This window comes from Gemmatimonadota bacterium, from assembly GCA_041390125.1.
Classification (GTDB): Bacteria; Gemmatimonadota; Gemmatimonadetes; order Longimicrobiales; family Gaopeijiaceae; genus JAGQIF01.
This window is the reverse complement of the sequence record JAWKQN010000007.1, coordinates 152,220-179,219: the sequence shown is the minus strand read 5'-3', so window position 1 is coordinate 179,219 and position 27,000 is coordinate 152,220. Positions and strand designations below refer to the sequence as shown.

The window sequence follows — 27,000 nt, the reverse complement described above, 5'->3', positions numbered from 1 at the left end:
GCGAGCCTCTCCTCCCTCATGAGCTGAACAGCCCGGCGAAGCCCATGAAGGCCATCGACAGGCTGCCCGCCAGGATGAGCACCAGACCCATGTTGCGGGCCACGGCCGGAACGCTGGACAGCTCGGTCTGCTCGCGGATGGACGCCATCAGGACCAGCGCGAGCGTCAGACCGAGTCCGGCACCCACCGCGAAGGACAACCCCTCCAGGAGGCCATAGCCCCGGTTGGTCTGGAAGATGGCCAGACCGAGGATGGCGCAGTTGGTGGTGATCAGCGGCAGGAAGATCCCCAGCTCGCGGAAGAGCGTGGGGCTGAAGCGCTTGATGGCCATCTCCACGATCTGCACCAGCGAGGCGATGACCACGATGAAGGAGATGATGCGCAGGTACGGCGCATGCACCAGCACCCACGTGTTGAGCACCCAGGCCGTGAGCGAGGTGAGCACCAGGACGAACAGGTTGGCCGCGCCCATGCGCAGTGCGGTGGCCACCCGGCCGGAGACGCCCAGGAAGGGACACAGACCCAGGAACAGCACCAGCGTGAAGTTGTTCACGAGCATGGCGGAGACCCCGATCCACAGCAGCTCGGTCATCAGGCCGCCTCCTTCCGCGTGCTGCTCACCACGCCGTGCGGCCACTCGCGCAGGCGTGGCCGCTCGGCCTGCCGCCGCTCCGCCCACCAGGCGAAGCCCAGCAGGAAGACACCCAGCGTGAAGAACCCGCCGGGCGGCAGGATCATGATGACCCACGGCTCGAAGCCGCTCCCGAAGACCGCGATCCCCAGGACCGAGCCGTTCCCCAGCACCTCGCGCACCAGCCCGAGCGCGACCAGCGCCACCAGGAAGCCCGTGCCGGTGCCGGCGGCATCGAGCAGCGAGCGTCCCACCGGGCGCCTGGACGCGAAGGCCTCCTGGCGGCCGAGGATCATGCAGTTCACCACGATCAGCGCGATGAACGCGCCCAGCGCCTTGTGGATGTCGGGCACCAGCGCGGCCAGCGCCATGTCGGCGATGGTGACGAACGTGGCGATGATCAGGATGTACGCGGAGATGCGGACCTCGTGCGGGATCCAGCGCTTGAGCAGGGACACGAGCAGGCTCGAGCCCAGCAGCACGAAGAACGTGGCCAGGCCCATGGCCAGTGCGTTGGCCACCGAGTTGGTCACCGCGAGCGCGGGACAGAGCCCCAGGAGCTGCACGAAGACCGGGTTCTCCTGCCAGAACCCGCGCGCGAGATCCTGTCGGGCGGTGGTCTCCCTCATGGTGTGGCCTCCGCGGCCGGGGCCAGGGTGGCCCAGTGGCGCGCCAACAGCGGAGCCAGCGCCTCCAGGCGGTGGTTGATGATGTCGATCACGGTGCGCGAGGAGATGGTCGCGCCCGTGATCATGTCCACTTCGTGCGCGTCGCCGCTTCCGGCGCCGCGCTTGACGCCGGCGAGCGGCGCCAGCACGCCGGCGAACTCGCGCACGAAGAGCGTGTCCTTCTCGATCTTGTCCCCGAGACCCGGCGTCTCCTTGCTCTCCAGGACGGTCATCCCCAGCACCTGCTGGGCCGCCGGGTCGTAGCCGAAGATCAGCCGCACCACGTCCTGGAAGCCGGGCTCGCCTCCTTCGACCGCGTAGCCGACCGGACGCCCGGCCCCATCGAAGCCCAGATAGACCCGGTCCATCCCGGCCGTGTCGGCCCGCGCGGGTGCGGCGTCCAACGCGCCGTCCACCACGAACAGCGTCTCATACCGCTCCGGCCCTCCCAGCACCTCCTCCACGGCCTCGCGCAGCACGCGGGCCTGGTGCGCCAGGATGCGCGGTTGGGTGGCCTGGAAGACCAGGACGAGCAGCAGGCCGGAGAGCATGCCCGCGAAGGCCAGCGTGCCCAGGAGACGCCAGGACGGCGGGGCCTCACGCGCGGGAGGCTCCGACGCGGCCGCATGCGACCCGTCCTCCGTGGTGCCGGAGACCGGAGAGGCGGGCTTCGCGTCCGCGTCGCCCGACGCCATCGGCAGGGAGCGTGACCCGCTCATGCGGCCCCCCGATGCGCGTGCCCGAACACCCGCGGTTGTGTGGCCCGGTTGATGAACGGTACGAGCGCATTCATCAGCAGGATGGCGTACATCACACCTTCCGGGAGGCCTCCCCACGTGCGGATGAGCACCACGAGCGCGCCGATGCCCGCGGCGAAGATCCAGGCGCCCGCATTCGTGACGGGGGACGTCACCATGTCGGTGGCCATGTAGACCGCACCCAGGATCAGGCCGCCGCTGAAGAGCATGAAGAGCGGATCGGGGTAGCGGGCGGCATCCACGAGGTGGAGCGCACCGGAGAGCAGACCCACCGTGAGGAAGATCCCCGCGGGGATGCGCCAGTTCAGATAGTTGCGGAGCGCCAGGTACGCGCCGCAGACCAGGATGACCACGCCGGCGGTCTCGCCCAGCGAGCCACCCGTGCTGCCGAGCATCAGGTCCGGCAGCGCCGTTCCCGCCCGCTCGAACTTGAACGCACCCAACGGCGTGGCTTCCGTGATCAGATCGGGCGTGGCGCCGGTGAAGAGCGGGAGCGCGAACGTGGGGCCGCGCAGCGCCCACCAGGACTCCGGCTGCGCCGGCCAGGTGGTGATGGCGATCGGGAAGGCGGCCTGCAGGAACGCGCGACCCAGCAGAGCCGGATTGAAGACGTTCTGGCCCAGCCCGCCGAAGATGAGCTTGCCGAAGCCGATCCCGAACGCACCGCCCAGGAAGGCCATCCACAGCGGAAGGCCCGGGGGCAGCGTGAGGCCCAGCAACAGCCCGGTGATGGCGGCGGAGCCGTCCGCCAGGGTGCCGCCGCGGCCGAACACGCGCTCGGTGCCGACGGCGCCCAGGGTGGCGGCCGCGACGACGAGCAGCGCGCTCGGTCCGAAGTACCACACGGCCACGGCCAGCACGGGCACCAGGCTGCCCACCACGTGCCACATGATGCGGGCCGTGGAATCGGGCGCCTTGAGGTGGGGCGCGGCCGTGAGCTCCAGTCGCAGGTCACTCATGCGGACCTCGCCTTGCGCTTCTTCAGGCCGGTCTTGGCGAGCGAGAACATCTGCGAGAGCGGGATGTTGCTCGGGCACACGTAGGAGCAGCAGCCGCACAGCATGCAGTCGAGCAGGTGCGCCTGCTCCATCTCCTCCCACCGTGCCGCCTGCGCCAGCGATCCCAGCCGCTGCGGATTCAGGAACACCGGGCAGGCGTCGAGGCAGTGCCCGCAGCGGATGCAGGGATACGTGCGCTTGGGCTTGACCTCCCGCTCGGTGAGGACGACCACACCGGTCGTGCCCTTGAGCAGCGGGACGTCCAGGTCGGGCTGACAGGTCCCCATCATGGGGCCGCCGAAGACGATCTCGGCCGCGTCCGGGGTGAGGCCCCCGCACTGGTCGAGCAGGTCCCGCAGCTTCGTGCCCACCGGCACGATCAGGTTGTGCGGTTCCACCACGCCCGGACCCGTCACGGTCACGACGCGCTCGATCAACGGCAGCCCGGTCTCGAAGATCTCCGCGATGGCCGCGATGGATCCCACGTTCTGCACGACCGTGCCCACGTGCGCGGGCAGCTTGCCGGACGGCACCTCCCTTCCCGTCACGGTCTTGATGAGCATCTTCTCCGCGCCTTGCGGATACTTGACGGTCAGAGGGAGGATCTCGATGTCCAGGTCCGCCGGCTGCGTGGCACGCAGGCGCTCGATGGCGTCCGGCTTGTTGCGTTCGACGCCGATCACCGCGCGCGGCGCACCGAGGGTGTGCAGCATGATCCGGATGCCGAAGTGCACGCGCTCGGGATACTCCACCATGGTGCGGTGGTCGGTGGTGAGATAGGGCTCGCACTCCGCGCCATTCACCAGGAGCAGCTCCACCTTCAGGCCGTCGGGCGGGAGCAGCTTCACGTGCGTGGGAAACGCCGCACCGCCGAGCCCGACCACACCGGCGTTCTGCACGGCCTGCACCACCTCCTGTGGGGTCAGGCCTTCCCAGTGGGGCACCAGGCGGGGTCGGGGGATCTGGGGGGAGAAGCGGTCGGAGCGGATCCGCACCGCCGTGTCCACCGTCCCATCCGGATGCGGCCACCAGCCGACGTCCGTCACCGTGCCGGCCACCGAGGCGTGGATGGGCACCGAGACGTAGCCGTCCGCCTCGGCCACCTTGTCTCCTCGCTCCACCCGGTCGCCCTTCTGCACCAGCGGCCGCGCGGGCCGGCCGGCGTGCTGACGGACGGGCAGCACCACCTCCTCAGGGAAGCGCAGGCGACGCACCGGCAGCCGCTCGGTGAGCGACTTGGAGTCGGGCGGGTGGACGCCGTGGCGGAAGGTGGCGCGGGAGAACACGTCAGCGCGCCTCCGGGGCCGCGTGCGAGGGTGGATCGGGCAGCGTTACGTGCCGACGGCGCACGGAGTGGCGCCTTCCCGCGCAGCCGCTCACAGGAACGGCTCCGCGCGCGCGCGCCACTTGTCCAGGTCGGGCTCGTTCGGGTCCAGCGGCGTGCCCGGATGGATGATGCCGGCCGGGCACTGCTCGGCGGCCCGCACCAGCTCGGCGAACGTCCCGGCCTTCGGATCCTGGATGAACGCCTGCTTGGTGTCGTTGTAGCCGAACATCCGCTTGTTGATGTTGATGCACTCGTTGCAGCTCGTGCACAGGTCCGTCTCGATGTAGGGACCCATGGTGAGCTCGTCGTCCTCCTCCTCGGCCGGCGCCGTCGGGGTTGGTGGAGCGGCCGGTGTCGACGGCACAGGGGCGGCGGATGGCGCGGCAGGGACGGGCATCGACTCCGCCGGCGCGGGCACCGGCGCCGCGACACCTCCGACGGGTCCACCCGCGAACCCGCCGTTCAGCGCATCGTCCGCGAATGCGACGGGTCCGACCGGCACGGCGTTCGCGGCCGCGTCCAGCAGCTCCGCCACCGTCCGGTCGGGTCCGCCCGCCAGCAGCCCTTCCGCCAGCCGCCGCGCCACCACCCGGGGGTAGCTGGCCTTGAGCTCCGCCAGGCGGGTCTCGTAGTCGGCCGTCAGCGCCTGCAGGCGCGCGTCGAACTCCTGCTCCAACGCCCGGCTGACGCCCTGGCGCACCCGACTCGACACCTCGAGCCCCGCCAACTCCTTCAGCTGATCCCAGAAGCGCAGGCGGTCGTCGGCGAGCGCGACCATCTCGTGCGTCGTGGCCAGGCGTTCCAGCCGCCCGTCGGGCCCGAGCGTATGGATCCACGGCGTCTTCCCCACCCGGTCCTCGGGCGCCGTGGCCACCAGCTCGGCGAAGGGCACGAGATGCGAACCCTCCCACTCGCTCGGCTTCAAGGGCTTGAAGTGCTTCTTGAAGCGTCCTTCCGTCGCGGCCCAGTCGGCGATCGTGAGCGGCACCTCCAGCGTGCGCTCCTCCCCGTCCTCCTGGTAGCGCAACGTGTACGTGGGCCACACGTCCTCCACCGACGGGTTGCCGTCGAGGGTGAGGCACTCCGCCACGCTGGGCCCGGCGTCCGGGTCGTACACCAGGAACGGGAAGGCCCGGCTCTCGAGCGCGAGGCGCGCCGAGTGGGGCGCCCACTCGTCGGCGACCCCGTGCTCGACCGGACAGGGCGTATAGATGTTGAAGACGGCGGGGCGCCGCGCGTTCAGGCCGCGCAGGATGCCCTGCATCATGTGCGAAGGCGCCGCCTGGGAGGTCTGCAGCACGTAGGCGCCCCGATGCGCCAGCGCGATGAGCGCGAGCTCCTTGCGGGTCTCGGTCTTTCCGTGCTGCGCCTTCCCGTAGCCGGCCATGTCGGCCACCTGGCCGGTGAACCCGGAGGTGCAGGATTGCCCCCCCGTGTTCGAGTAGACCTGGGTGTCCAGCACCACCACGCGGATCGGCTTCCCGGACGCGAGCAGCCGGGAAAGGTTCTGGAAGCCGATGTCCAGCATGGCCCCATCCCCACCCATGGCGAGCACCGGCGGGCACAGGTGGAACTCGGCGTCCGAGAAGTCCTTCCACGAGAAGGCCTCGAAGAACGCCTCGTCCCGTTCGGCGTCGTAGGTGTCGGCGACCAACCCCTCCGCGCGCCGGACCTCGATGAAGTTGTCCGCCATCTTCCGCATCTGGCCCTCGAAGATGCCGATGGCCACCGACGGCGCGTCCTGGAAGAGGTGGTTCACCCAGGGGAAGGGATACGGGTTGTAGGGATAGGTGCTGCCCCACACGGACGAACAGCCGGTGGAGTTGCTGATCCCCATGTGGGCGCGGCCGCGCCCGCCAGGCCCCTCCACGTACCGCCAGCGCAGGTCCTTCAGCCGGTCGCGGGTGCGGAGCAGCAGGGCCAGGCGCTCGCGGTGCGCGGGGGACGCCTCCACGGCCAGCGCGCCGTCCGCGGCGCCGGGCGCGTCCAGGTCGGCGTCCGCCGCCACCAGGGCACGGGCGCGCTCCTCCAGCGAACCGACCAGACCGTCCAGCCGCTTGACGAAGGCTTCCGCGCGCGGCTGCATGAGCCCTTCGATCGTCGACACCAGCACATGGACCGCGGTCTTCTCGCCGCAGCCCATGCAGGCTCCGTCGCCGCCCGCCATGGAGCGGTAGTTCTTCTTCTTGAGCAGGAGCGTGGGCAGCACGCCGATGCCCTGTTCCACATTGCGGACGTTGATGTAGCGATCGTCCGTATCCGGCAGGTTCTCCCAGAGTTGCCAGTTCCTGCGCAGGCGCTCCACGATGGCCTCGTCCTGACGCACCGTGATGAGCGCGCCTTCCGGGCAGACGTCCACGCAGATGTTGCAGCCCTTGCAGGCTTCGGGGTTCACGGTGATGGAGAGCAGGCCCCCGCTGCCCTTCTCCTTCTTCTCGGGCACGTCGAAGAACGGCGCCGTGCGCGCGAAGGGGAAGTCCGCCAGCACGCCGTAGGCGGCGGCCCACTCCTCGTCCAGGGCCTTCCGGCGCTCCGGATCCCACTTCAGCTTGCCGGCCACGTTGTCGTAGGCCGCCGCCACCGCGTCGGCGAACGACCGCATGCCGACGCCCTGCAGGATCTTGCGCGACTCCTTGGCCAGGTGCGGGGTCAGGGGCTTCAGGCGATTGAGCGGCGTGCCGTTGGCAGCGGTGCGGATGGCCGCCTGCAGCGCGTCCTCCACGGACGTCACCAGGCCCGGGATCGCCGCGTCCGGGCACTGCATCCAGCATTGACTGCAGCCCGTGCACTTGTCCGCCACGAAGTCCGGGACTTCGAAGCGGATGTTGGTCATGTCGCGCACGGTGCTCGTCGCCGCCGGGATGACGGCGTGGGCGGCGAACGGGTCCGCGATGCCGTCCTTGCCCGTCGTGGCGCAGTACGCGCAGACCTGCTCCCAGAACCGTCCGGGATTGCCCACCCCAGGCTTGGCCGCGGGCACGTCCAACAGGGACGGCAGGCCCGGCAGCACGTGGGCGCCGGGCTCGTCCTGTCCGACCGGGCCATGGGGCACCGGGCGCACCTCGTCGAAGCCACGACGGATCACCCGCAGGTTGTCCTCGACCACGCGCGCGCCGAGCTTGCCGAACTTCTTCTCGATCTGCCCGCGGATGCCGTCGAAGAGCGCCTCTTCGCTCAAGCCTTCCCGCTCCGCGAGCGGGGAGACCCGGAAGAAGGCCCCCATGAACGCAACGCCCTGCATGCGGTAGCGCAGCTCCGCGTCGGTCGCCTCCTCTGCCGCGATGCGGAACGCGTCGAACGCATAGAGGCGCAGCCCCTTGTCCACGATGGTGCGCTGCGCAGCCACCGGGAGGGACGCCCAGACCTGGTCGGTGGGCAGATCGCTCTGGATGACGAAGGCACCGCCCGGGTTGAACCCGGCCAGCGGATCGGTGGAGCGGAAGACGTTCGGGTCGGGAGAGAGCACCACGTCGACGTGCTTGAGCTCGGCGTTGATGCGGATGGGCTCGCGCGCCAGCACGGCGTAGAAGTTCGTGGGCTGTCCCTTCTTCTCGGACCCGTACTTCGGGTTCGCCTTCACGTGCAGGCCGGCCAGCTCGAACGCCGTGAGCGCGAGGTTCTTCCCCATCGTGATCGCGCCCCAACCGCCGACCGAGTGGATGCGGATCGCGATCGAGTCCTGGGGGAGCAGATCCAGGTCCGCGGCTGCGGGCAGCGCGAGTTGCTCGAGGTGCGGGTAGGCGTCCAGCAGCTCCTGCTGCCAGATCTGCAGCTTCGGCGCCCGCGTCTCCCGGTCGATGAAGTCGATGCCCAGGTAGAAGTGCCGACGTTGGGCGCCGCCTTCCAGCATGTTCTCCACCGCGGCGAGCAGGTCGCCGGGCTGCAGGTCGCGGCTCCCGAAGCCGAAGCCGCCCGCGTAGAAGTCCGGGACCTCGTCCGGCGCGAGCGCCGCGACCCCCGGGTACGGCTGGGCGCCGCGGGCCCGGCCGTTCTCGACGCCCTGGCCCAGCGCGCTGCGGATCTCGCGCAGCAGAGGAGGATCGGCCGCCAGCGGCTGATCCACGCGCTCCAGCACCGTCACCGCCCTCCGGCCCCGCAGCCACGCGCTCACCTGATCACAGGGGAACGGGCGGAACATCGTGAGGTTGAGCACGCCCACCTTCAGGCCGCGCGTGGTCCGCAGATGATCCGCCAGCGCCTCGGCGTTCCACACGACGGAGCCCTGTCCCGCCAGGACGTATTCGGCGTCCTCCATGCGGTAGCCGGTGGCCCGGGCGTAGCGACGACCGCTCAAGGCGGCGTACTCGTCGAACGCCCGGTCGGCCAGGGCCGCCACGTGGTCGAAGTAGAACGGCCGCTGGGCGGCCACGCCCTGGGCGTAGCTCTCCTGGTTCTGCACCACGCCGAACATGGCGGGATAGTCGAAGTCGAAGAGCTCCGGGATGCGCCTGCGGGTGGGCCCGTACACCAGCCGCTGCGCGGGCGTGGGGGAGTCGATCCGGTCGGCCGGGTCCCCCAGGTAGGCCTTGACCAGCTCCCGCTCGGGCAACAGCAGGGATTCGATCACATGGCTGGTGAGGAAGCCGTCCTGGGCGGAGATGCCCGGCGTGAGCGACAGCTCGGCGATCCGGTGCGCGATCAGCGTGAGGTCGGCCGCTTCCTGCACGTTCTTGGCGAAGAGCTGGAAGAACCCGCTGTCGTCGACCGCGTGATAGTCGTCGTGCCCCGCGTGGACGTTGAGCGCCTGTTTGGTCATGGCGCGGGCCGCCACGTTCAGCACGTACGTGAGCCGCTTCCCCGCCGCCGCGTACAACGACTCGTGCATGTAGGCGATCCCCTGCCCGCTCGAGAAGTTGGTCGCGCGCAGACCCATCATGCTGAGGCCGGCGGTCACCGCCGCGGCCGCGTGCTCCCCTTCCGGCTCGAAGAACAGCAGGCGCCGTCCGTTGACGTTGGTCTGTCCGGCCGCCACGGCCTGGGCCCATCCCTCGCCCATCTGCGTGGACGGCGTGATCGGGTAGGCACCGGCCGCCTCGCTCGCCGCCGTCTCCATCGCCACGACCGCGGCACTGCCGTCGGTGGCCTCGAGATGGCCGGGGAACGGCGCAGGCTCGGCGGGCGAGACCTCGGGGTGCTTCTTCCGGAACAGGTCCATCATGCAACCGCCTCGTCGAGTCGGGGCTCGCTACCGGGGAAGGCCTGCCGTCCCATCACCCAGGTGATGGCACCGGTGGGGCAACGGGCCGTGGCATCGGGGTTCTCCTGCGCGATGGCGGTCTCGTCGATCACGGCCAGGCCGGAGCGGATCTCGATGAGACCGGGTGCGGCGTCCTGGACGCAGCGACCGCAGGCGTTGCAGGCGACCGAGCACACCGACGTGGCCGCGTCGCCTTCCAGGAGGTTGCGGCACTGGACGAGCAGGTGCCGGTCCAGCGGGAGGAGCACGAACAGGTCCAGCGGACATGCCTCCACACAGTCTCCGCAGGCCGTGCAGCGGTCCGGGTCGACCGCAGGAAGGTCGAACGCGGTCATGCCGATGGCATCGAAGTCGCACGCGACCGCGCAGTCCCCGAGGCCGATGCACCCCCAGGCGCAGGCCTTGCCGCCGCCGGTGACCGCGCGGGCCGCAGCGCAACTCGCCAGCCCGTAGTAGTCCGCCTTGCGCCGCGCCACGTCGGAGCCGCCGGCGCAGAGCAGTCGGGCGATCCTCCGGTCCGCGGCGCCCGCGGCCACACCCAGGAAGGACGCCACCTCGTCCACGTCGGCGGATCCCATCACGGTGCAGCCCGCAGGCACGGCGGCGCCGCCCACCAGGCTCTCCGCGAACGCGCGACACCCGGCGAAGCCGCAGGCGCCGCAGTTCGCGCCCGGCAGCAGCTCCGTCAGGGAGTCGATCCGGGGATCCTCCCAGACGCTCAGCTTCTTGTGGGCCAGCGCGATCAGCGCGCCGAACGTCAGTCCGACGCCGCCCAGGATCGCGACCGATTGGAGCACGAGCGCGCCGTCCACGTCACGCTCCGCCCGCCAGTCCGGCCTGGGCCAGCAGCCAGCCCGCCAGGCGATCGGCGGGCGCGGCGGTCGGTACCGCAACAGCAGCGTCCGGCGTCCCCGTCGCCGACGCATCGGTGATCACGGGGACCTGCGCCGCGGCCGGAGCAGACGTGAGCAGCTCGCGCAGGTGCTCCAGGTCGTTGGCCTCGCGCGCGGCCGCCACGCGGCCCAGCACGCGGCCGGTCGGTGCGTCGGGGATCTCCTCCTCCTGCACCCGCGTCCGAAACGAGGCCCCGCCCGGCCGGTGCACGAAGCGGGCGCCCCCCTGCTCCATCCAGGCCGCGACCGCCGGACCCGACCAGCGCCCCACCTCGGCGAGCGCCTCCGCTCTGCCCACCTGCGCGACGAGGAGGTCCGGCGTGAGCAGGCGGGCGAGTGGCGCCACCGGCGCCGGCCCTTCCACCACGAGGATCACCTTCTGCCGCCCTTCGAGCAGGTCGGCGAGTCCGGCCGCGCTCACGTCCCGGCCGCCGACCTCCACCACCAGCGGGGGCGCGAGCGCGCGCTCCGCCGGATTCCACCGGGAGGGCGGGAACGGGTCGCGCGGATCGTCCAGGGAGGTGGTGGGCACTCCGTTCCAGACGAACCGCAGCGCCCGCGCCACGCCGAAGGCGCGACCGGCGTCCGCGAGCGCGTCCGTGACGGTGGTGCGCAGATCCCCACCGGGCGTGACCCGCGCCCAGAACAGGTCGGTGCCGCGTTGCCGCAGGCTCTGCAAGGTGTCCAGCGCCCGCTCGACCACGTGCAGGGTCTCCACGTCCGTCGTGGTGGGCGGCGCGATCAGGGAGGAGAAGCGCTCGGGGTCGATGCGGGCCGCAGCGAACCGCCCCAGCTCGGCGCCGACCCGCTCGCCCGCCGCGTTCTCCTGTCGGTGTGCGTCCAGGAAGCCCCGGAGCTCTTCGATGGTCGCAGCGAGCGCCGTCTCGAACGGCTCGATGGCCGGAGCGAGCGCCGCCAGCGCCTGCTGGACCCGCGTGTTGTCAGACGGCATAGCGGTCGAGCTCCCGATCGAGCAGCGCGATCTTCTCGTCGGCGGTGTGTGCGGCGACATGCCGCGTCTCCTCGTAGCGCGGCCGGTCCGGGTCGTGGAAGAACAGCCCGAGCTTGAGCTTGCTCGTGTCCTCCGCGAGCCGGCGCGCCCCGTCGAGGTCACCGGGATCGTGTGTGATCCGGTCGCTGTAGCGGTTGGCGAGTGCCGGGACGTCGATGCCCTTCTCGTGCACGAGCATCTGCGTGCGCTCCGGGCTCTTCACGTCGCCGCCGAAGATATCCGGCGTGAAGTGGGGGCAGCGTTGCAGGATGCGCACGAAGGAGAAGCCGCGGTGTCGGTGGGCGGCCTCCAGCGTCGCCTGCATGTGCGCGGGGATCCACTCGGCCGTCTGCGCCACGAAGGACGCATTGGTCACGCCCAGCGTCGCCTCGATCGGATTGATGGGCGGCAGCCAGCTGCCTCTCGGTTGCGTGGACGTCTTGTAGCCCTGGGGCGTGGTGGGCGACGTCTGCATCTTGGTCAGGCCGTAGATCTCGTTGTCCAGCAGCAGCGCCACCATGTCCACGTTGTAGCGCGTGGCATGGATCCAGTGGCCGGCGCCGATGGAGACGCAGTCTCCGTCTCCCATCACCACGAACACGTGGAGCTCGGGGCGGTGCAGCTTCACACCGGTGGCGAGGGGCAGCGCCCGGCCGTGGATGCCATGGAAGCCGTACGTGTTGATGTAGTGCGGGAAGCGGCTGGAGCAGCCGATCCCCGAGACGAAGACGGTCTGCTCGGGCGGCAGGTCCTCCTGGGCCAGGAGACGTTGCACCGCGCTCAGGACAGAGTGGTCCCCGCAGCCGGGGCACCAGCGGGCCTGTGCCCCTTCGTAGTCCGACATCGCGTAGTCGCGATCGTCGCCATCGGACAGGTGGATCAGCGAGCAGCTGCTCATGCGCGGCCTCCTCGCGCGGTGCGCGCGCGGATGACGTCCAGGATGGCGCCGGGGCGCAGCGGCTCGCCGAGCACCCGGGTCCAGCAGTCCACGTCCACCAGCGTCTGCGCCCGCAGGAGCCAGGACAACTGACCCCGGCGCCGGTTCTCCTCGGTGATGAAGGGCGCATCCGTCGGATCGCTGTAGTTGATCTCGACGGTCATCACCCGCCGGAACCGCTCGAAGATGGCCTTGAGGCCGGGCTCGAGCGGAGACAGGAACGTCAGATGCAGGGACGACACCGAGCGGCCCTCCGCGCGGGCCCGGTCCACGGCTTCCTCGATCGCGCCCTTCGTGCTCCCCCAACCCACGATCAGCAGCTCGCCGGAGTCGTCCCCGTTGATCGTCGGAGGCTCGAGCGTGCTCTGCAGCACGGCGATCTTCCGACTACGCATCTCGGAAGCGCGTTGGTTGATGTCGGAGCTGTAGGCCACCTTGCTGCGCTCGTCGTGCGCCAGGCCGGTGACCGTGAACATTCCTCCCGGTTGGCCAGGCACGAACCGACGGGACAGCCCGGTCTTCGGGTCCCAGTCGTAGGGACGCAGGCCTTCGGGGATCGGGCTCTGGTCGGGAGGCGCGGCCATCCAGGCCGGATCCACCCGGGGCCGCACGAACGGCTGCACGCCCGTGGCGAGGTTCGCATCCGACAGGACGATCACGACCGTGCGCAGCGCCTCGGCCAGTCGGCGCGCCGTGACCATCACGTGGAAGCATTCCTCGATGGTGGCCGGCGCGATCAGCACGTGGGGGGCGTCCCCGGGCTGCCCGAACAGGGCGGCCAGCAGGTCGGACTGCTCCACCTTGGTGGGCAGACCCGTGGAGGGGCCTCCACGCTGGACGTCGACGACCACCAACGGGGTCTCCGTCATGATGGCCAGGCCCAGGAACTCGGTCTTGAGCGCCAGGCCGGGGCCGGACGTGATGGTGAAGGCCACCTTGCCCGCGTAGGACGCGCCGAGCGCCACCCCGGCGGCGGCGATCTCGTCCTCGGCCTGGTGCACCACACCCCCGAAGCGCTCGAAGACGTCGCCGAGCTGGTGCGACACGGAGGTCGCGGGTGTGATGGGGTACATGGCGGCCAGCTCCATCCCGGCCGCGATGGCGCCCAGCGCGATGGCCTGGTTGCCGTTCATCACGACCATGTCCTCGTCGGTCGGATGCGGCGGCACGTCGACGGTGAAGTCCAGGTGCTCGGCCGCCCAGGCCATCCCGAGCTCGAGCAGCGCGATGTTGCGATCCGCGACCGAGCTGTCCTTCTTGCGGAAGGAGAAGCGGATCTGGTCGCGCACGCGCTCGACGTCCCGGCGGAAGATCTGCGTCAGCAGACCCAACGCGAACATGTTCTTCCCGAGCTTGGGATTGTCGACCAGGGTCAAGCACCGCTCGTGCATCGGGACGCGCACGATGCGGTAGTCGTGGCTCGACAACTCCTCCAGCGCCGCCTCCCACTCGGCCCGGATCGATGCGTCGTCGTGCGTCGCCCACTGGTCTTCGAGCAGCAGGATGGCGTCCGGCTCCAGGGCCCCGAGGCGGTGCCGCGCCAGCAGCACCTGCTCGTTGAAGGCCACCACCAGGTTGGAGCGGTCTCCCCAATTGGTGATGGGGCCCGACCCGATGCGGATGCGATTGCCGGAAGCGCCGGCGGCGTTGCGGGGCGGTGGCTGCACCTCGGCCGGGATGATCTCCACCGTCCAGACGCCGTTGCCCATCTTGGCGGAGACGGTCCCGAAGATCTGCCCGCACTTCTGGGCGCCCTCACCGGAATCGGAGACCACCTCGACGGTGAAGGAGTCGGTCTCGAGCACGGACGCCGGACGATCCGCGGTCGGGACCGCGCCCAGCGTCGGGAGTCTTCTGGCCATCGCGGTCTCGCCACCCCGTTCGGAGCCACCTGGCAACCCATCGTTGCAGCTTGAATCGAACCGGCAGGGCGGAAGGCGTCTGTAAGCCTTCCTATGGGGGGCCGTGTACGGACTTTCCCCGCCCGCGTGGGGAAGGATCGGGGTGCTGCGGGATGGCACGGGAAGTGCGCTGCGGGCAGTCTCTTGTGGCGCCGCATCGGCCTGCGCCGTCGGCGGGCGGACCGCGTGGGTCGGACGGGCTCTGCCTGCGCCGTCGGCGGACGGACCGCGTGGGTCGGACGGGCTCTGCCCGCGCCCTCAGAACCGGTCCACCACGCCCCGCGTCGTGTAGAACACCGCACGCTCGACGACCGGCTCGCCGGACGCCTCCTCCCAGGCGCGCGCGTACAGCTCCACCTGTGCGCGGTATCGGCCTGAACGGGCCGGGAAGCCGGGATCGTCCCCTGGATCCGTCTTGTAGTCCACGACCACCCATCCCTGCGCCTCGCGGAACGCGAGGTCGAGCACGCCCTCCAGCACTGCGGGCCCCTCCTCTCCGTCCTCCAGGGGCACCGCGATCGGAACCTCCACGTGGCGCACGGACGCGGCCTCGGCCCTTCGCCACAGATCCGATCCCCGGATGCGCTCCACCAGCGCCAGCAGCTCCATGAGCTCCGTGGGCTCCCCGGCATCGTCGACCGGCCGTTCGTATTCGCGCAGCAGGTCTCTCCCCACGATGCGGAGCTCCTCCGCCGGGCGGCCGTGGGCCGCCGCCGCCAGGGTGGCGTGCACCACACTTCCCCACTCGTAGCCGCGCGGACCGCGCGCCCGCTCCTCCGCCCGCGTCAACACCGGCGCCCTGTCCCCTGCGGCTTTGGCCTGCTCCGTCACCGATACGAAGCGTAGCGTCGGCCGGGCCGCCTCCCGTCTGCGCTCTCCCGTCGCCGCGGCCGCCTCCACGAGGCCTCCTGCACCGCGCTCGAGCGGGACCCGGCCGGAGGCCGCCTCCCACGGCAACTCCAGGTCCACACCGTCCTGCTTCTTCAGCCACTCGTCGAAGACCGTCCAGGCTTCCTGATCGCGCCGCCGGCCGTTCTCACCGATGGCGATGACCAGCTCGTCCCGCGCCCGCGTGGCAGCCACGTACAGCAGCCGTTCCTGCTCCGCCTTGTCGAAGCGCTCCTCGAGCGCCTGCATCTCGGGCCAGCGCTCCGGCCGCGCGAGCGGGATGGCGTTCCAGCCCCCGCGCTCGCTGACCGTGAACCACGCGCGACCGACGCCGTCCTCGTCCCGCTCCACGTGGAGCGTCCGACGTCCGAACCCGCCCGATCCGGGATCGGCCAGGATCACGACCGGGGCCTCCAGCCCCTTGGCCTTGTGCAGGTTCATCAGGCGCACGGCGTCCGTCGCGCCCGGACGGAGCGGCGCCTCCGCCTCGTCCCAGGCCAGGGCGGTCTCCAGCGCCTCCAGCGCGCCGATCAGGGAGGTATCTCCCGCGACGGCCGCCGCGCGCACGGCGTCGAGCGCGTAGGCCATCACCCCGGTCCGGATGGACCCGAGCTCGCCGGCCGCGGCGTGGGGGACCAGCCCCGTCTCGTCCACCAGACCCAGGATGAACACGTCCGCGGGCTGGGTGCGGCTCCGCTCCCAGAGCGCGCGGAGCTCGCCCAGCGCGTCGGCCACCGGCCCCTCCACGCCGGGCGTCTCCAGATCGAAGGCACCGCCGGCGAGCCTGTGCTCGACCAGCGCGTCGTGATCGAGACCGACGAACAGACCCGTCAGCGCCGCGAGCAGCAGCACCTCGTTGCTGGGATCGGCGAGCGCGCGCAGCAGGACGCGCAGCTCGTCCAGCTCGGTGGCGCTGCCCACGCCCGCACCCGCCACCTCGATGGGTAGGCCCCGCGCCTCGAGCGCCCGCGCGAAGTGGCGGAGGTTGCGCTTGATGCGTGTGAGCACGAGGAAGTCGCCGGGCGTGCGCTCGCCCCGGTCCACCCGGTCCCGGATCCAGCCCGCGATCCGCTCGGCCTCGTCCTGGACGCGGTCTTCGCGCGTCTCTCCCTCGGCGCCCTTCAGATCCACCCCGACCCGGAAGACACCGCGCCCCGGCACGGGCTCGTCCGGGAAGGGACGCTGGGGTCGGAGCGGTCGGAAGCGCGCCTGCACGGGCGGTTCTTCCGTGGCGAAGCGGGCTTCGAATACCTCGTTGGCGATCGCCGCGATCTCGATCAGCGAGCGGAAGTTCGCGTTCAGCTCCAGCACCTCGCCGAACTCCGCGAAGCGCTGTCGCACCTGCTCGTAGACCGCGATGTCCGCGCGCCGGAAGCGGTAGATGCTCTGCTTGGGATCCCCCACCACGAAGAGCGCGCCCGGCCGCGGGATCGCCGACCACCACGCCAGCGGGGAGGCCGGCGCGTCGGTCTCCGGATCGGACGCGAGCAGGAAGGCGATCTCGGCCTGGACCGGATCGGTGTCCTGGAACTCGTCGATGAGCAGACGTGGATAGCGGCGCGCGAGGTCGCGGCGCGTGGCGGGTCGGGTGCGGAGCAGCTCGGCGGTCAGCAGCAGCAGGTCCTGGAAGCTCACCAGCCCCAGACGACGCCGCTCCGCGGCATACGCCTCGGCGGCCCGGCGGACGAAGCGCACGGCGGTCGGGTAGCGGTGGGCCCACCAGCGGTTGAGCAGCGTGCGCGCCGGGCCGCCCTCCTGGGTGAAGGCGACGATGTCGTCCCGCAGCGTGCGCACGGTGTCCTGGGCGCGCCGATCCGGCTCCCATCGGTTCAGGGTGAGCTTCGTGGTCCCGGTGGAGAAGCCGTACAGGTGGTTGAGGAACGACTCCGTGCGCGACCAGTCCCGATGGCGGCGCGCATGCTCCGCGCGTTGCACCTTCTTCTGCACTTCGTCCCAGCCTGCCTTGGGCTCGCGGTCCGGCAGGTGTTCGAGGGCACGGTCCAGCAGGCCGTCGAGCTCGACGCGCACCAGGGCGACATCCGCCTCCGTGGGCGCCGCCACCTCCGGTGCCGGGAACTCCAGGTCCAGGTTCTCGGCCATGTCGTGGAAGGCGTCACGCAGCCGCTCGGGCTGGATGCCCAGGCCCGAGAGGGCGACGAGATCCGGATCCCCGTCCGCCGCCAGACGTTCGAGGTGATCGTTCCAGAACTGGCGCCGCAGGCGGATCTCCTCGTTCTCCTGCAGCTCCTGGAAGCCCGGATCCAGGCCCGCCTCCAGCGGTCGCTCCCGGAGGAGGCGCGCGGCGAACGCGTGGATGGTGCCCAGGAAGGTACGGTCCACCTCGGTGAGCGCCTGCGAAAGACGCGCACGGCGCTCCGCGTCCTCGCTCCGGCGCATCGCCTTCTCCAGGTCCTCCCGGAAGCGCTCCCGCAGCTCGGCGGCGGCCTTGCGGGTGAACGTCACGGCCGCGATCTGGTCGGGGCGGGCGGCACCGGAGGCCACCAGGGCCACCATCCGCCCCGAGAGTGCCGTGGTCTTGCCCGAGCCCGCCCCGGCCTCGACCAGGAAGTTCGTCTCCAGGTCGCGGAGGATCCGCTCGCGGGCGGCCTGGTCCGGGGGCGCGGCAGGGGACCGGAGGTCCGAGGTCATCGGCCCCTCCCTCCACCCGGCCCCCGCAGCAGGGACGGAACGGGCGCGCCGTCCGGGCTCGATTCGGATCCCAACGCCTTCTCCTGACGGGATGCGTCCGCCCGGAAAGGGCGGTCCACCGCAGGATGGTATCAGCCCGGCGGCGTCGGGGGCACCTCCGGGGGAGCGCGGCCGGAATCCCGGCGGCGCGGGCTCAGCGGGCTTCCGTTCGCCCGCCTAGTTGCGCACGAAGTCCACGGTCACCACGCGGCGGCGACGCTCGGCGATCCACAACGCGTCCGCAGCGCTCGTGCCGGTCAGAGGAAGGCGCGCAGGAGAGACGCGCTCGCTTTCCGCAGCACGCACCGTGGCGACGCCGACGCGCATCGTATGCGGTGCACCGTATGCTGCGATACGCCGAACCTGCTCGAGCAGATCAGCGTCGGCTTCCACGCGCTGCACCGTGGCGCGTGCGAAGACACGCGCGCTGGTCTGCGCGGAGAGATCTGGAGGTGTCGCGACGACCACCATCGCCGCTGTGAACGCGAGCGCATGGAACACGCGCGCGCCTCTGCACGGAGCGACATGCACGCGGGACTCTTTGGTCCTGCCTGCGTGAACGGACGCCACCACGTCCTCCCGGGACGGGGACCGGACGCGGTCCGGTCCGCATGACACAACGTCCTGTGCAGCAAGCAGTTGGCACGCGTCGACCCACGCCGGATCGGGCGGTGTCGCGCACGTGCACTGCGTTGGCACAGGCGTTGCGCCTGCCCCCCGTTCGGACCGGGGAGCTGTCACTCCCCAGAAGGCAAAACTCTGCAGGTACCCACCCGAACAGGGAGCAGGACGCAATGCGCTTGTCACTGAAAGTATCGGCCGCCGTGCTCGCGAGCTTGAGCCTCGCCGGCCCCGTGGCCGCACAGACCAGCGGGTCGATCAACGCCACGGCCCTCGTGCGCCAGCCGATCACCATCTCTCCCGGGCAGGATCTCGACTTCGGGATCGTGCTGCAAGGCACCCCGGCCACCATCGCGTCCACGGACGCCGCGGCCGGCCGCTTCGACGCCACCGGGACGGCGAACGCGAACGTCAACATCGACTTCACCCTGCCGACCAACCTGGTCAACGGCGCCAACAATCTCCCCATCGGGAGCTGGACGGGCTGCTACAACCAGTCGGCGGCGGTGAACTCGAGTGGCTGCACGGCCATCGCCAACATGGCCGGGACCACGGCCACGTCGTTCGGCAACGTGGCCGGTGCCGGCCGTCTGTGGGTGTTCGTGGGCGCCACGGTGAGCCCCGGGGCCTCCCAGGCCGTCGGGACGTACACCAACACGGCGACCCTGACGCTCACGTACTTCTAGCCGCGGATGAGAAACGGACCCGCGTGGCGCAGCACGTCTGCTTCCACGGCGCGAGGGGTGGGACTGCCCACGCGGGTCCGCTCATCCGGAGCCTCTCGATGAAGCGCATCCCGGCGCTGCTCGTCGCGCTCTTCCTGGCAGGTGTCCTGCCCCTCGGTGGACAGCTGGTCGTCCAGGGCGTCCGCGATCTCGCGTTCGGCCCCGTCCTCCAGGGCATCGCGGGGGACGTGCTGCCCACCGATCCCATCCGCAGCGGCCAGTTCTACTTCCGCACGCCCTCCATCGGGACGCGGATCCGCATCCGCTTCAATCTGCCCAACCGGCTCAACGGACCCGGCGGGGCCCGCATGAACATCTCGTTCGCGAACGACGACGCCATGGCCCAGGGCACAGCCGCGAGCAGTCCGGCCGTGCTCTTCAATCCTCGTGCGACCTCGTCGTTCGTGATGACCACCAGCCGCGACGCCAACGTCTGGCTCGGCGGTCGGGTCACTCCGGCGGCCAACCAACCCGTCGGCACCTACACGAACACGGTCGTCATGACCGTCACCATCTTCTGATGCGTACGCTTCCGATCCTCTTGTCGCTCGTGCTGTGCGCTGCCTCCGGGTTGCGCGCCCAGGGCGTCGTCGTGGCTCCGCACGTCGTGGTCATCGACCATCGCACGCGTAGCGCCTCCATCACGCTCTACAATCCGGGGAACGAGCCGGCCGAGGTCGAGCTGTCCTCCTTCTTCGGGTACCCCGTCACCGACGCCGACGGCGACTTCGAACTGGCTACGCCGGCCGAGCCGGGTGCGCTGCCCTCCGCCGCCGAGTGGGTCGAGGCGTATCCACGCCGCATGGTGATCGGACCGCTCGAACGCCAGACCGTGCGCCTGCTGGCACGGGCTCCGGGCGGGCTGGCCGACGGAGAATACTGGAGCCGCGTGATGATCACCGCGCGCGGAGGCACCGTTCCCGTCGCGATGGCCGATACCATTCCCGGCATCCAGGTCGGCCTCGACCTGGAGGTGCGCACGATCATCCCGCTGCAGTACCGCAAGGGACCGGTGACCACCGGCGTGGATGTGCAGGACCTGCGCGCGGAGCGCGGACCGGACGCCTCCGTGATCGCACGCGCCCGGCTGACCCGTCAGGGCAGCGCCGCGTTCGTGGGGACCGCCATCCTGCGCCTCTACGATGCGTCGGGCGCCCAGGTGCTCCGGCACGAAGCGCCGCTCGCCGTCTACACCGAGGCCGATCCCCGCTTCGAGCTGGGGCCCGTGCGGGGCTCGGGTCCGTTCCGGCTCGACATCGAGCTGCTGGCCGAGCGCTCCGATCTCGCGCGCGAGCAATTGGTGCCCGCCGAGCCCGTCCACGCCTCGGTCACCGTCCACCTGCCGTGAAGCGCACGTGGGTCGTCCTCGCCCTGTGGGTCGCGGGCGCCCTTCCCGTCCCCCTCGCGGCCCAGGAGATCGCCGAGGCCACCGCGATCGAGGTGTCGCTGGGCCGCCTGGTCTCCCGGACGCTCCTGGGCTACCGGCTCGGGGAGCGGGCCCTCCTCCCGGTGGGGGAGATCGCCGAGCTGGCCGAGCTCCGGGTCCAGCCGGACGGGCCGGCGCTGCGCATCGTCCGTGAACCCGAAGGGACCGAGCTGCGCGTGGATCCCCGCACGGGCCGCCTCTCGACCGAGACGGACTCGTGGACCCTCGCGTCGGGGACCTTCGTGCTGTCGCAGGGCGAGATCTACCTGACGACCGAGGACCTCGGCCGCCTCCTCGACGTGGAATGGCTCGTCAGCTGGCGCGACCTGGCGGTGACGGTCGTCGACCCCTCCGATCTGCCGATCGGCCGACGCGTCGCGCGCGAATGGCAGCGTCGCGTCCGCCTGGTCCAGGGGCTCGAGATCGACCCCAGCGTTCCCTTGCTGCCGCTCGAGCGTCAGGCGCTCGACGGACTCGTGGTCGACTACGGCGTGTTCGCGCCGGCGGGCTCCTCCTTCGAGGACGCCGCCTATTCGCTGGCGGCCGGGATCGAGCTGCTGGGCGGCTCGCTCACGACCGCCTGGCAGAACCGTTCCGGCTCGGACACGGCCGAGCGCTGGGACGCGGCCTGGTCCACCATCTGGACGGATCGGTCCTGGATCACGCATACGCGCCTCGGGGACGGGATCGGCACCGGTCCCCGGCCCCGTACGGTGCGCGGGCTCTCCTTCGGCAACGCGCCGTACCTGCGACCCAACGACGTCGGGGAGGTGGCCTTCACCGGCAGCCTGGGGCCGGGCTGGCAGGTCGAGGCGTACCGCGGGGGCCGCCTGATCGCGTTCGATTCGGCGGACGCGCTCGGGCGCTACTCGATCGATGCCCCGATCGCCTACGGCGAGAACCCGGTGGAGTTCGTGGCCTACGGCCCCTTCGGCGAGGTCCGCCGCTTCAGCCGCACCCACCGCGTGGACGGCACGCGCATCCCCGCCCGCCAGCTCGAGTACGGCGTGTCGGTGGGCGCGTGCCGTACGGACCGGTGTGACGCGACCGCCAACGCCGACCTGCGCTACGGGCTCTCCACGCGCTGGACGGCGCGCGCCGGGGTGGATCAGTTCTGGCGCGGCGATTCCCTTCCCTCGTTGTTCCACCCGTACGCCGGGATCGCCGGCATGCTCGGCAACAGCGTCGGGGTCGAGGCGGAGGTGGTGGCGGATGCGGTCACCCGGGCCACGCTGCGCTTCGAGCCCAGCCCGGACGTGGTCCTGCAAGCGGAAGGGACGCGCTTCGCGCAGGGCGTGGTCGATCCCCTCCTCACACCCCCCGGCCGCACCGAACAGGTGACGGTGTCGGGCCTGTGGCGTCCCGATGGACGGCTGGCCGGGTGGTACGTCGAAGGGTCGCTGGACCACTACCGCTCGGAGCGCTCGCAGACCACTGGCGGCCGGCTCGGTGGCGCGCTGCAGTTCGACGAGCTGCAGCTCTTCCCCGCCGTCCGCTGGCAGGCCACACGCCTCGACGGGCTGACCCTCGAGCAGCGCTCCGCCGAGCTCACCGCGACGCTCCTGCCGCTCGCGGGCCTCGGCCCCTGGTTCGGCCAGGTCACCGCGCGCACCTATCTCGAAGTCGATCTGGAGCGCGGGGTCTCCGTGGTGGACGCGCGCGTGGGCCGCATGCTCGACCGCGCGCTGCGCATGGAGGTGGGTGGGGGCTGGCGCCGATTCCAGGGACCGATGGTGTCCCTGAACCTGGCCGCCAACTTCTCCAGCGTGCGCGGGCTGTTCAGCGTGGATCGCCGTAGCGGCGCGACCACGACGACGCAGTACGTACAAGGGTCGGTGCTGTACAACCCGGTTTCCGGCCGCTTCCAGCCCTCGGCGGGGCCGGCGCTCGAGCGGGCGGGGGTCACCGGCCGCGTCTTCCTGGACGGGAACGGGAACCAGCGCTTCGACGAAGGCGAGCAGCTCCTGCCCAACGTGCGGGTGTCGGTGGGCCTGGAGACGCGCCTCTCCGACGCGACCGGCGCGTACAGCTTCTGGAACGCGGCGCCGTACCAACCCGCGATCGTCGCAGTGGATTCGACCACGCTGGCGTCGCCGCTCTGGGTGCCCGCGGGCGCCATCGCCGTGCAGCCGGGTCCCAACCGCTACCGCATCGTGGATCTCCCGGTCGTGCCGGGCGGTGTGATCGACGGCGAGGTGATCCGCGCGGACGGCACGGGAGCCCCCGGGGTGACGCTGGTGCTCCGGCACCTGGAGACAGGCGACGAGCGCACGGTCACCAGCTTCAGCGACGGGGAGTTCTACGTGATGGGCGTGCGGTCCGGCGAGTACGAGCTCAGCGTCGCGCCCGCCAGCGCCGAGCGCCTGGGGGTCGTCGCCACTCCGCTGCGCTTCACCATGCGGGCCGACGCGGACGGCGGGTCCGTGGCGGGCCTGGTGGTCACGCTGCGCTGACGCGTCTCTATCCGTCGTCGCCCCCCAGGAGGGTCTCCAGGGAGGGGGGCGGTAGCAGACCGGGCGGGCCCTCGTCTTCGCGCCGGCGCGCGTAGCGGAACGCGGCGTAGGCCTCCGACGAGGCACCGAAGCGCTGGGCCCACCGCGCCGGGGGTGAGTCCTCCACCTCCCCCGTCCACTTGAGCGTGACGCGACACACGGGCCGGAAGTCGCAGAACCGGCAGTCCCCGGGATCGTCCGTCGGCAGGAAGTGTCCTCCGGCCACCGTGTCCAGCAACCGTCCCAGGATCTCGGGCGCGGCGCGCAGCTCCTCCTCCGTGTAGCGGATGCGCGCGTTGGCGGCCCGGTGCGTGGGGAACTGGTACTCCATGGCCGCGACCGGCCGCCCGTAGATGCGCCGGACCGCCACCCAGTAGACGTAGTGCTGGAGCCGGCGCGCACCGTGGAACGCGCCGCGCTCGCTCTCGAAGGCGTAGGTGCCGCCGGTCTTGTAGTCCACGACGTACAGACCCTCTTCGGCCGCATCGACCCGGTCGATCTGACCCCGCACCAGGACGCGCCCGCCGTCCACCGGCAGCGGCAGCGGGTCGAGACCCCCGAGGCCGAACTTCACCTCCAGGTCCAACCAGGTGCGCCCGGTCTCGGCCAGGAGACCGGTGAAGGCGCGCAGGTCGTCCTCCAGACGGCCGAGCTCCCGCTGGCGGATCTCCTCGCTGGGCGTGGGCACCTCCTCCAGCGTGCGCTCCGCTTCCTCGGCCAGGATGCGCCGCGCCCGGTCCAGCAGCTCGGGTGCGTCCGGACCGATGCCGCGCGCGCGCGCTTCGCGCAGCAGACGCTCGTATACGCGATGGAGCAGCGTCCCCTGGGAACGGGCGTCCAGCCAGCGATCGGGATCGTACTCGGGATCGTCGGGCGGGGAGGTGCGCAGGATGGACGCATAGAGGAAGCGGCGGGGGCACTGCCCCAGCGCCTCCAGGCGGCTGGCCGACACCACGTCCTGCGTGCGACGCAGATCGAACCCGGCGCGCTGCGCGACGTTGCCGAGGTACGCCGAGGCCTCCTCCGACTCCAGCGCCGCGAAGGGGGCCCAGCCCTGCTCCAGCGCAGCGTACCCGCGGCGCACCACGCCGACGCCGTCCCGGAGCACGCCGCCGTGGCCCAGGGCACGCATCCACACGTCGCGGGCGTCCAGGTCCTCGGCAGCTGCGCGCGGGATGGTGGCCACCGGGGCGCCCACCAGCGCGCGCACGGTCTCGAAGCTCGCCTCGGGATCTCCGGTGCGGAGCCGACAGGCCAGCAGGACCTCCGACGCGGGCGAGCGGGTCCGCGCCTCGGACGGCTCCCATCCGCACCAGCTCACCGTCACCCGCCCCCGCAGACGCGCGAGCAGGGCGGCGAACAGGAAGCGGCGTTCGTGGATGCGATCCCCCGACGTGGGCAGGTGGGAACGCCCCAGACGCATGCGCTCGCGGTCCAGCAGCAGTGGATCCTGGGTATCCGCGCCGGGAAAGCGGTCCGCGTCCATGCCCACCACGAAGGTGGCGGCCCGACCGGTGTAGCCGCCGTGCTCCAGGTCGGTCAGGTAGACGTGCCCGCCGTCCGAGCTCCAAGGCGCCTTCCCCTCGGCCCGGGGTGCGGGCACGCGGATCTGCAGGTGCGCCCGCAGGGCGGCCGCAGCCGCCGCGTAGTGGGTCTCCCGGCGGAGCGTGGCCTCCACGCGCGCCAGCACCCGGTCCAAGCGGTCCCACGCCGTCTGGTCCACGGCGTTCTCGGCGGGCACGAACGTGAGGAAGCGACGGAGCCCGACCGCGAGCGCCGCGGGCGACACCCGCGGCCCCGAACGATCGAGCGGATGGTCCGGCAGGGGAGGAATGCCGTCCAGGATGGGCTCCAGCAACGCCGCCAGCGCGTCCAGCTCGAGTGCGGCCTGTTCCTGGCGCGGGTCCGGGGCGTCCGCGCGCGCGCGCACCCGCTCCACGACGGCCCGTCGACTGCGCAGACGTGCCGCCGTGCGCTCGCGCCCCCATCCGATGCGCAAGGAGCGGAAGCGCCGTGACAGCGTCATGCCGTCGGGGCTGTGCTCCGCCGGTGGACGCAGGTCCCCCGCCTCCAGCAGGCGACGGATCTCCGCGGCGTGGAAGCCGCCTTCGATCCACCGGAACCAGGTGGCCAGCGCGCGGCCCGGCCGCGTGCGCGCCACCTGGAGGCCAACGCCGAACGTGACCGGCACCCCGAGGCGCTCGGCCAGGGCGTGCAGCGCGGAGCCGTAGACCTGCGCATCGGGCGTGACGATCTCCACCTCGTCCCAGGGCAGACCTGCGCCCAACGCGCGCCGCAACACTTCGCGCAGCTCCTCCTCCACGCTCGCGGCGGCGAAGAGATCGAGACCCGGAACCGGCGCGGACACCGATCCGGACGCGTGCAGCCGACCCAGCGGCCCGGGCTCGCCCTCGGCGCTCCAGATCCATCCCGAGGGAGCGTCGAGACCCACGACCGGATCCGTGGCGAGCACCTGCGCTCCGCGCTCCCGGAGCGCGGCCAGGAACTCGCCGGCGCGTCCGCGCGCGCCGAGGCCAGGGACCAGATGCAGCTGCGCGTCCGGCAGGGCGGCGGCGTCCGTGCGCACGCGGGCCGCGGCGTCCGCGAGCACGCGCGCGCTGTCGGCCGCTCGCATCCGGGCCAGCGCCCGCTCGTAGGACGCGAGCGCGGCCCGCAACAGGGCCTGCTTGTGGGGATCGGCGAAGCCGGCCCGCGCCACGTCTCCCACGCCCAGACCTCCCAGGCGCATGGCCTGCACGGCTCCGGCCAGGGCGCGCCGGAACCCGAGCGCCTCGGAGAGATCGTTGAACGAGGGCGCTTCGGGACCGGGTCCCAGGTCCGTGTCACCGGTGCGCTCCAGCGCCACATCGATCGCCTCGTCGAGCAGCGCCTGCTCCTCGAACTCATCCAGGAGGCGCACGCCCTGCTCCGCCAGCGTGGCGCCGACGCACTCCACGGCGAGCGGACGCGGCGTGGTCACCTCCCACCCGATCCAGGGCGTGCCCGCGCGCACGAGCGCGCGCAGCAGCTCCCGCCCCTCGCCTCGGGTGGCGGCCACGAGGATCTTGCGTGCCTGGGGAGCCGCCCGGGTGGCCCGGGCGAGGCTCCCGACGAGGCGCGCGGGTCCGCTCCCTGCGGGCTCGAAGACGTCCGGGGTCGCGACCGCCGCGGAATCCGTGGCGCGGGGCGGCGGCTCGTCGAGGAAGCCGAAGCCCAGCTGATCGGGCGGCGGGGATCCGCGGCGTCCGCTCATTCCGCTGGGTCGCCGGACGCCCGGGCGCGACGGGTGCGTACCCAGGCGAGCGCCGCATCGGGGCCCGCGGCGGCCGCCGCCACGAAGGCCCGGGCGGCCTCCGGCTCGAGCGCGGCGAGCCACTGGTTGGTCAGCCCCGGCTCCTCCGTCACCTCGCGCAGCAGCGGGACTCCGGCGGGCGGCGACGGCAGGGACTCGTCCGCGGCCGACAGCTCCACCTCCGCCACGACAAGACCCGCGAGGGCGCCGTCGAAGACGTCCACCTCCCAGCGGCCCAGCACGTGACGGGTCTTGGACAGGACCCGCGCCCCGGCGATCTCGAAGAGCTCATCCGCCACGTCCGCCGGGATGGGCCATTCCACTTCCCGCCGCACCAGGCCACCGCCCGCCTTCACGGTCATCAGGAAGGCGTCGTCCTTCTGGCGCACGCGCACGGCGGGCCCCGACGTCGTGAGGTAGCCCTGACGGATGCGCTGGACCCGGTCGGCGCGTGCGAGCGCGCCGCCTTCGAGGGGCCCGCACAGGAAGCGTCGTTCGATCTCGTGCATGGCGATCCGATCCGGGAGGGGGACATCGCCGATCGAGTACCGCGCACCCGGGGGTTCG

General features: G+C 71.6%; 18 protein-coding genes. 4 read left to right on the top strand and 14 right to left on the bottom strand.

From position 1 onward, the window contains the following. Positions 1-16 precede the first annotated feature (16 nt). The 12 genes from R3E98_08750 to R3E98_08695 all read right to left on the bottom strand — a co-directional run bounded on the left by R3E98_08750 (position 17) and on the right by R3E98_08695 (position 18,378). Positions 17-592, bottom strand: a complete 576-nt coding sequence (locus R3E98_08750; protein ID MEZ4423484.1) for an Rnf-Nqr domain containing protein — start codon at positions 590-592, stop codon at positions 17-19. After that, positions 592-1,260, bottom strand: coding sequence for an electron transport complex subunit RsxE (rsxE, locus tag R3E98_08745; protein ID MEZ4423483.1), 669 nt, complete (start codon positions 1,258-1,260; stop codon positions 592-594). The genes R3E98_08750 and rsxE overlap by 1 nt, the downstream gene beginning before the upstream one ends. Then, on the bottom strand, positions 1,257-2,018 hold the full coding sequence (locus R3E98_08740; GenBank protein MEZ4423482.1) for an FMN-binding protein: 762 nt from the start codon (positions 2,016-2,018) through the stop codon (positions 1,257-1,259). Before R3E98_08740 ends, rsxE begins: the two co-directional genes overlap by 4 nt. Beyond that, positions 2,015-3,016 carry an RnfABCDGE type electron transport complex subunit D gene (locus tag R3E98_08735; GenBank protein ID MEZ4423481.1) on the bottom strand — a complete coding sequence of 334 codons (1,002 nt, stop codon included), beginning with the start codon at positions 3,014-3,016 and terminating at the stop codon, positions 2,015-2,017. Before R3E98_08735 ends, R3E98_08740 begins: the two co-directional genes overlap by 4 nt. After that, positions 3,013-4,341: an electron transport complex subunit RsxC gene (rsxC, locus tag R3E98_08730; protein ID MEZ4423480.1), complete on the bottom strand. Its 1,329-nt coding sequence runs from the start codon at positions 4,339-4,341 to the stop codon at positions 3,013-3,015. Before rsxC ends, R3E98_08735 begins: the two co-directional genes overlap by 4 nt. 90 nt (positions 4,342-4,431) lie before the next feature. Further along, positions 4,432-9,540, bottom strand: coding sequence for a 2-oxoacid:acceptor oxidoreductase family protein (locus tag R3E98_08725; protein MEZ4423479.1), 5,109 nt, complete (start codon positions 9,538-9,540; stop codon positions 4,432-4,434). Next, entirely contained in the window at positions 9,537-10,391 is an 855-nt protein-coding gene (locus tag R3E98_08720) for a (Fe-S)-binding protein (protein MEZ4423478.1), read from the bottom strand. The genes R3E98_08725 and R3E98_08720 overlap by 4 nt, the downstream gene beginning before the upstream one ends. Before the next feature lies 1 nt (position 10,392). Further along, a complete protein-coding gene (locus R3E98_08715; protein MEZ4423477.1) occupies positions 10,393-11,424 on the bottom strand; it encodes a hypothetical protein in 1,032 nt (343 codons plus the stop codon). After that, a complete protein-coding gene (locus tag R3E98_08710) occupies positions 11,414-12,361 on the bottom strand; it encodes a thiamine pyrophosphate-dependent enzyme (protein ID MEZ4423476.1) in 948 nt (315 codons plus the stop codon). Before R3E98_08710 ends, R3E98_08715 begins: the two co-directional genes overlap by 11 nt. Then, on the bottom strand, positions 12,358-14,262 hold the full coding sequence (locus R3E98_08705; protein ID MEZ4423475.1) for a 2-oxoacid:acceptor oxidoreductase subunit alpha: 1,905 nt from the start codon (positions 14,260-14,262) through the stop codon (positions 12,358-12,360). The genes R3E98_08710 and R3E98_08705 overlap by 4 nt, the downstream gene beginning before the upstream one ends. 297 nt (positions 14,263-14,559) lie before the next feature. Then, positions 14,560-17,838, bottom strand: a complete 3,279-nt coding sequence (locus R3E98_08700; protein MEZ4423474.1) for a UvrD-helicase domain-containing protein — start codon at positions 17,836-17,838, stop codon at positions 14,560-14,562. A gap of 216 nt (positions 17,839-18,054) precedes the next feature. Continuing rightward, positions 18,055-18,378: a hypothetical protein gene (locus tag R3E98_08695; protein MEZ4423473.1), complete on the bottom strand. Its 324-nt coding sequence runs from the start codon at positions 18,376-18,378 to the stop codon at positions 18,055-18,057. Between the two features lie 293 nt (positions 18,379-18,671). Between R3E98_08695 and R3E98_08690 the strand changes: the two genes are divergently transcribed. The 4 genes from R3E98_08690 to R3E98_08675 all read left to right on the top strand — a co-directional run bounded on the left by R3E98_08690 (position 18,672) and on the right by R3E98_08675 (position 23,102). Beyond that, the gene (locus R3E98_08690) at positions 18,672-19,184 is read left to right on the top strand and encodes a hypothetical protein (GenBank protein MEZ4423472.1); all 513 of its coding nucleotides are present in this window, start codon (positions 18,672-18,674) and stop codon (positions 19,182-19,184) included. A 98-nt stretch (positions 19,185-19,282) separates the two neighbouring features. Continuing rightward, on the top strand, positions 19,283-19,744 hold the full coding sequence (locus R3E98_08685; GenBank protein ID MEZ4423471.1) for a hypothetical protein: 462 nt from the start codon (positions 19,283-19,285) through the stop codon (positions 19,742-19,744). Continuing rightward, positions 19,744-20,571 carry a hypothetical protein gene (locus R3E98_08680; GenBank protein ID MEZ4423470.1) on the top strand — a complete coding sequence of 276 codons (828 nt, stop codon included), beginning with the start codon at positions 19,744-19,746 and terminating at the stop codon, positions 20,569-20,571. The genes R3E98_08685 and R3E98_08680 overlap by 1 nt, the downstream gene beginning before the upstream one ends. Beyond that, positions 20,568-23,102 carry a carboxypeptidase-like regulatory domain-containing protein gene (locus R3E98_08675; protein MEZ4423469.1) on the top strand — a complete coding sequence of 845 codons (2,535 nt, stop codon included), beginning with the start codon at positions 20,568-20,570 and terminating at the stop codon, positions 23,100-23,102. Before R3E98_08680 ends, R3E98_08675 begins: the two co-directional genes overlap by 4 nt. A 7-nt stretch (positions 23,103-23,109) precedes the next feature. Here R3E98_08675 and R3E98_08670 read toward each other — a convergent pair whose 3' ends face one another. Then, complete coding sequence (locus R3E98_08670) at positions 23,110-26,394, bottom strand: PD-(D/E)XK nuclease family protein (GenBank protein ID MEZ4423468.1); 3,285 nt, start codon at positions 26,392-26,394, stop codon at positions 23,110-23,112. After that, positions 26,391-26,942, bottom strand: coding sequence for a CYTH domain-containing protein (locus R3E98_08665; GenBank protein MEZ4423467.1), 552 nt, complete (start codon positions 26,940-26,942; stop codon positions 26,391-26,393). Before R3E98_08665 ends, R3E98_08670 begins: the two co-directional genes overlap by 4 nt. Positions 26,943-27,000 lie beyond the last annotated feature (58 nt).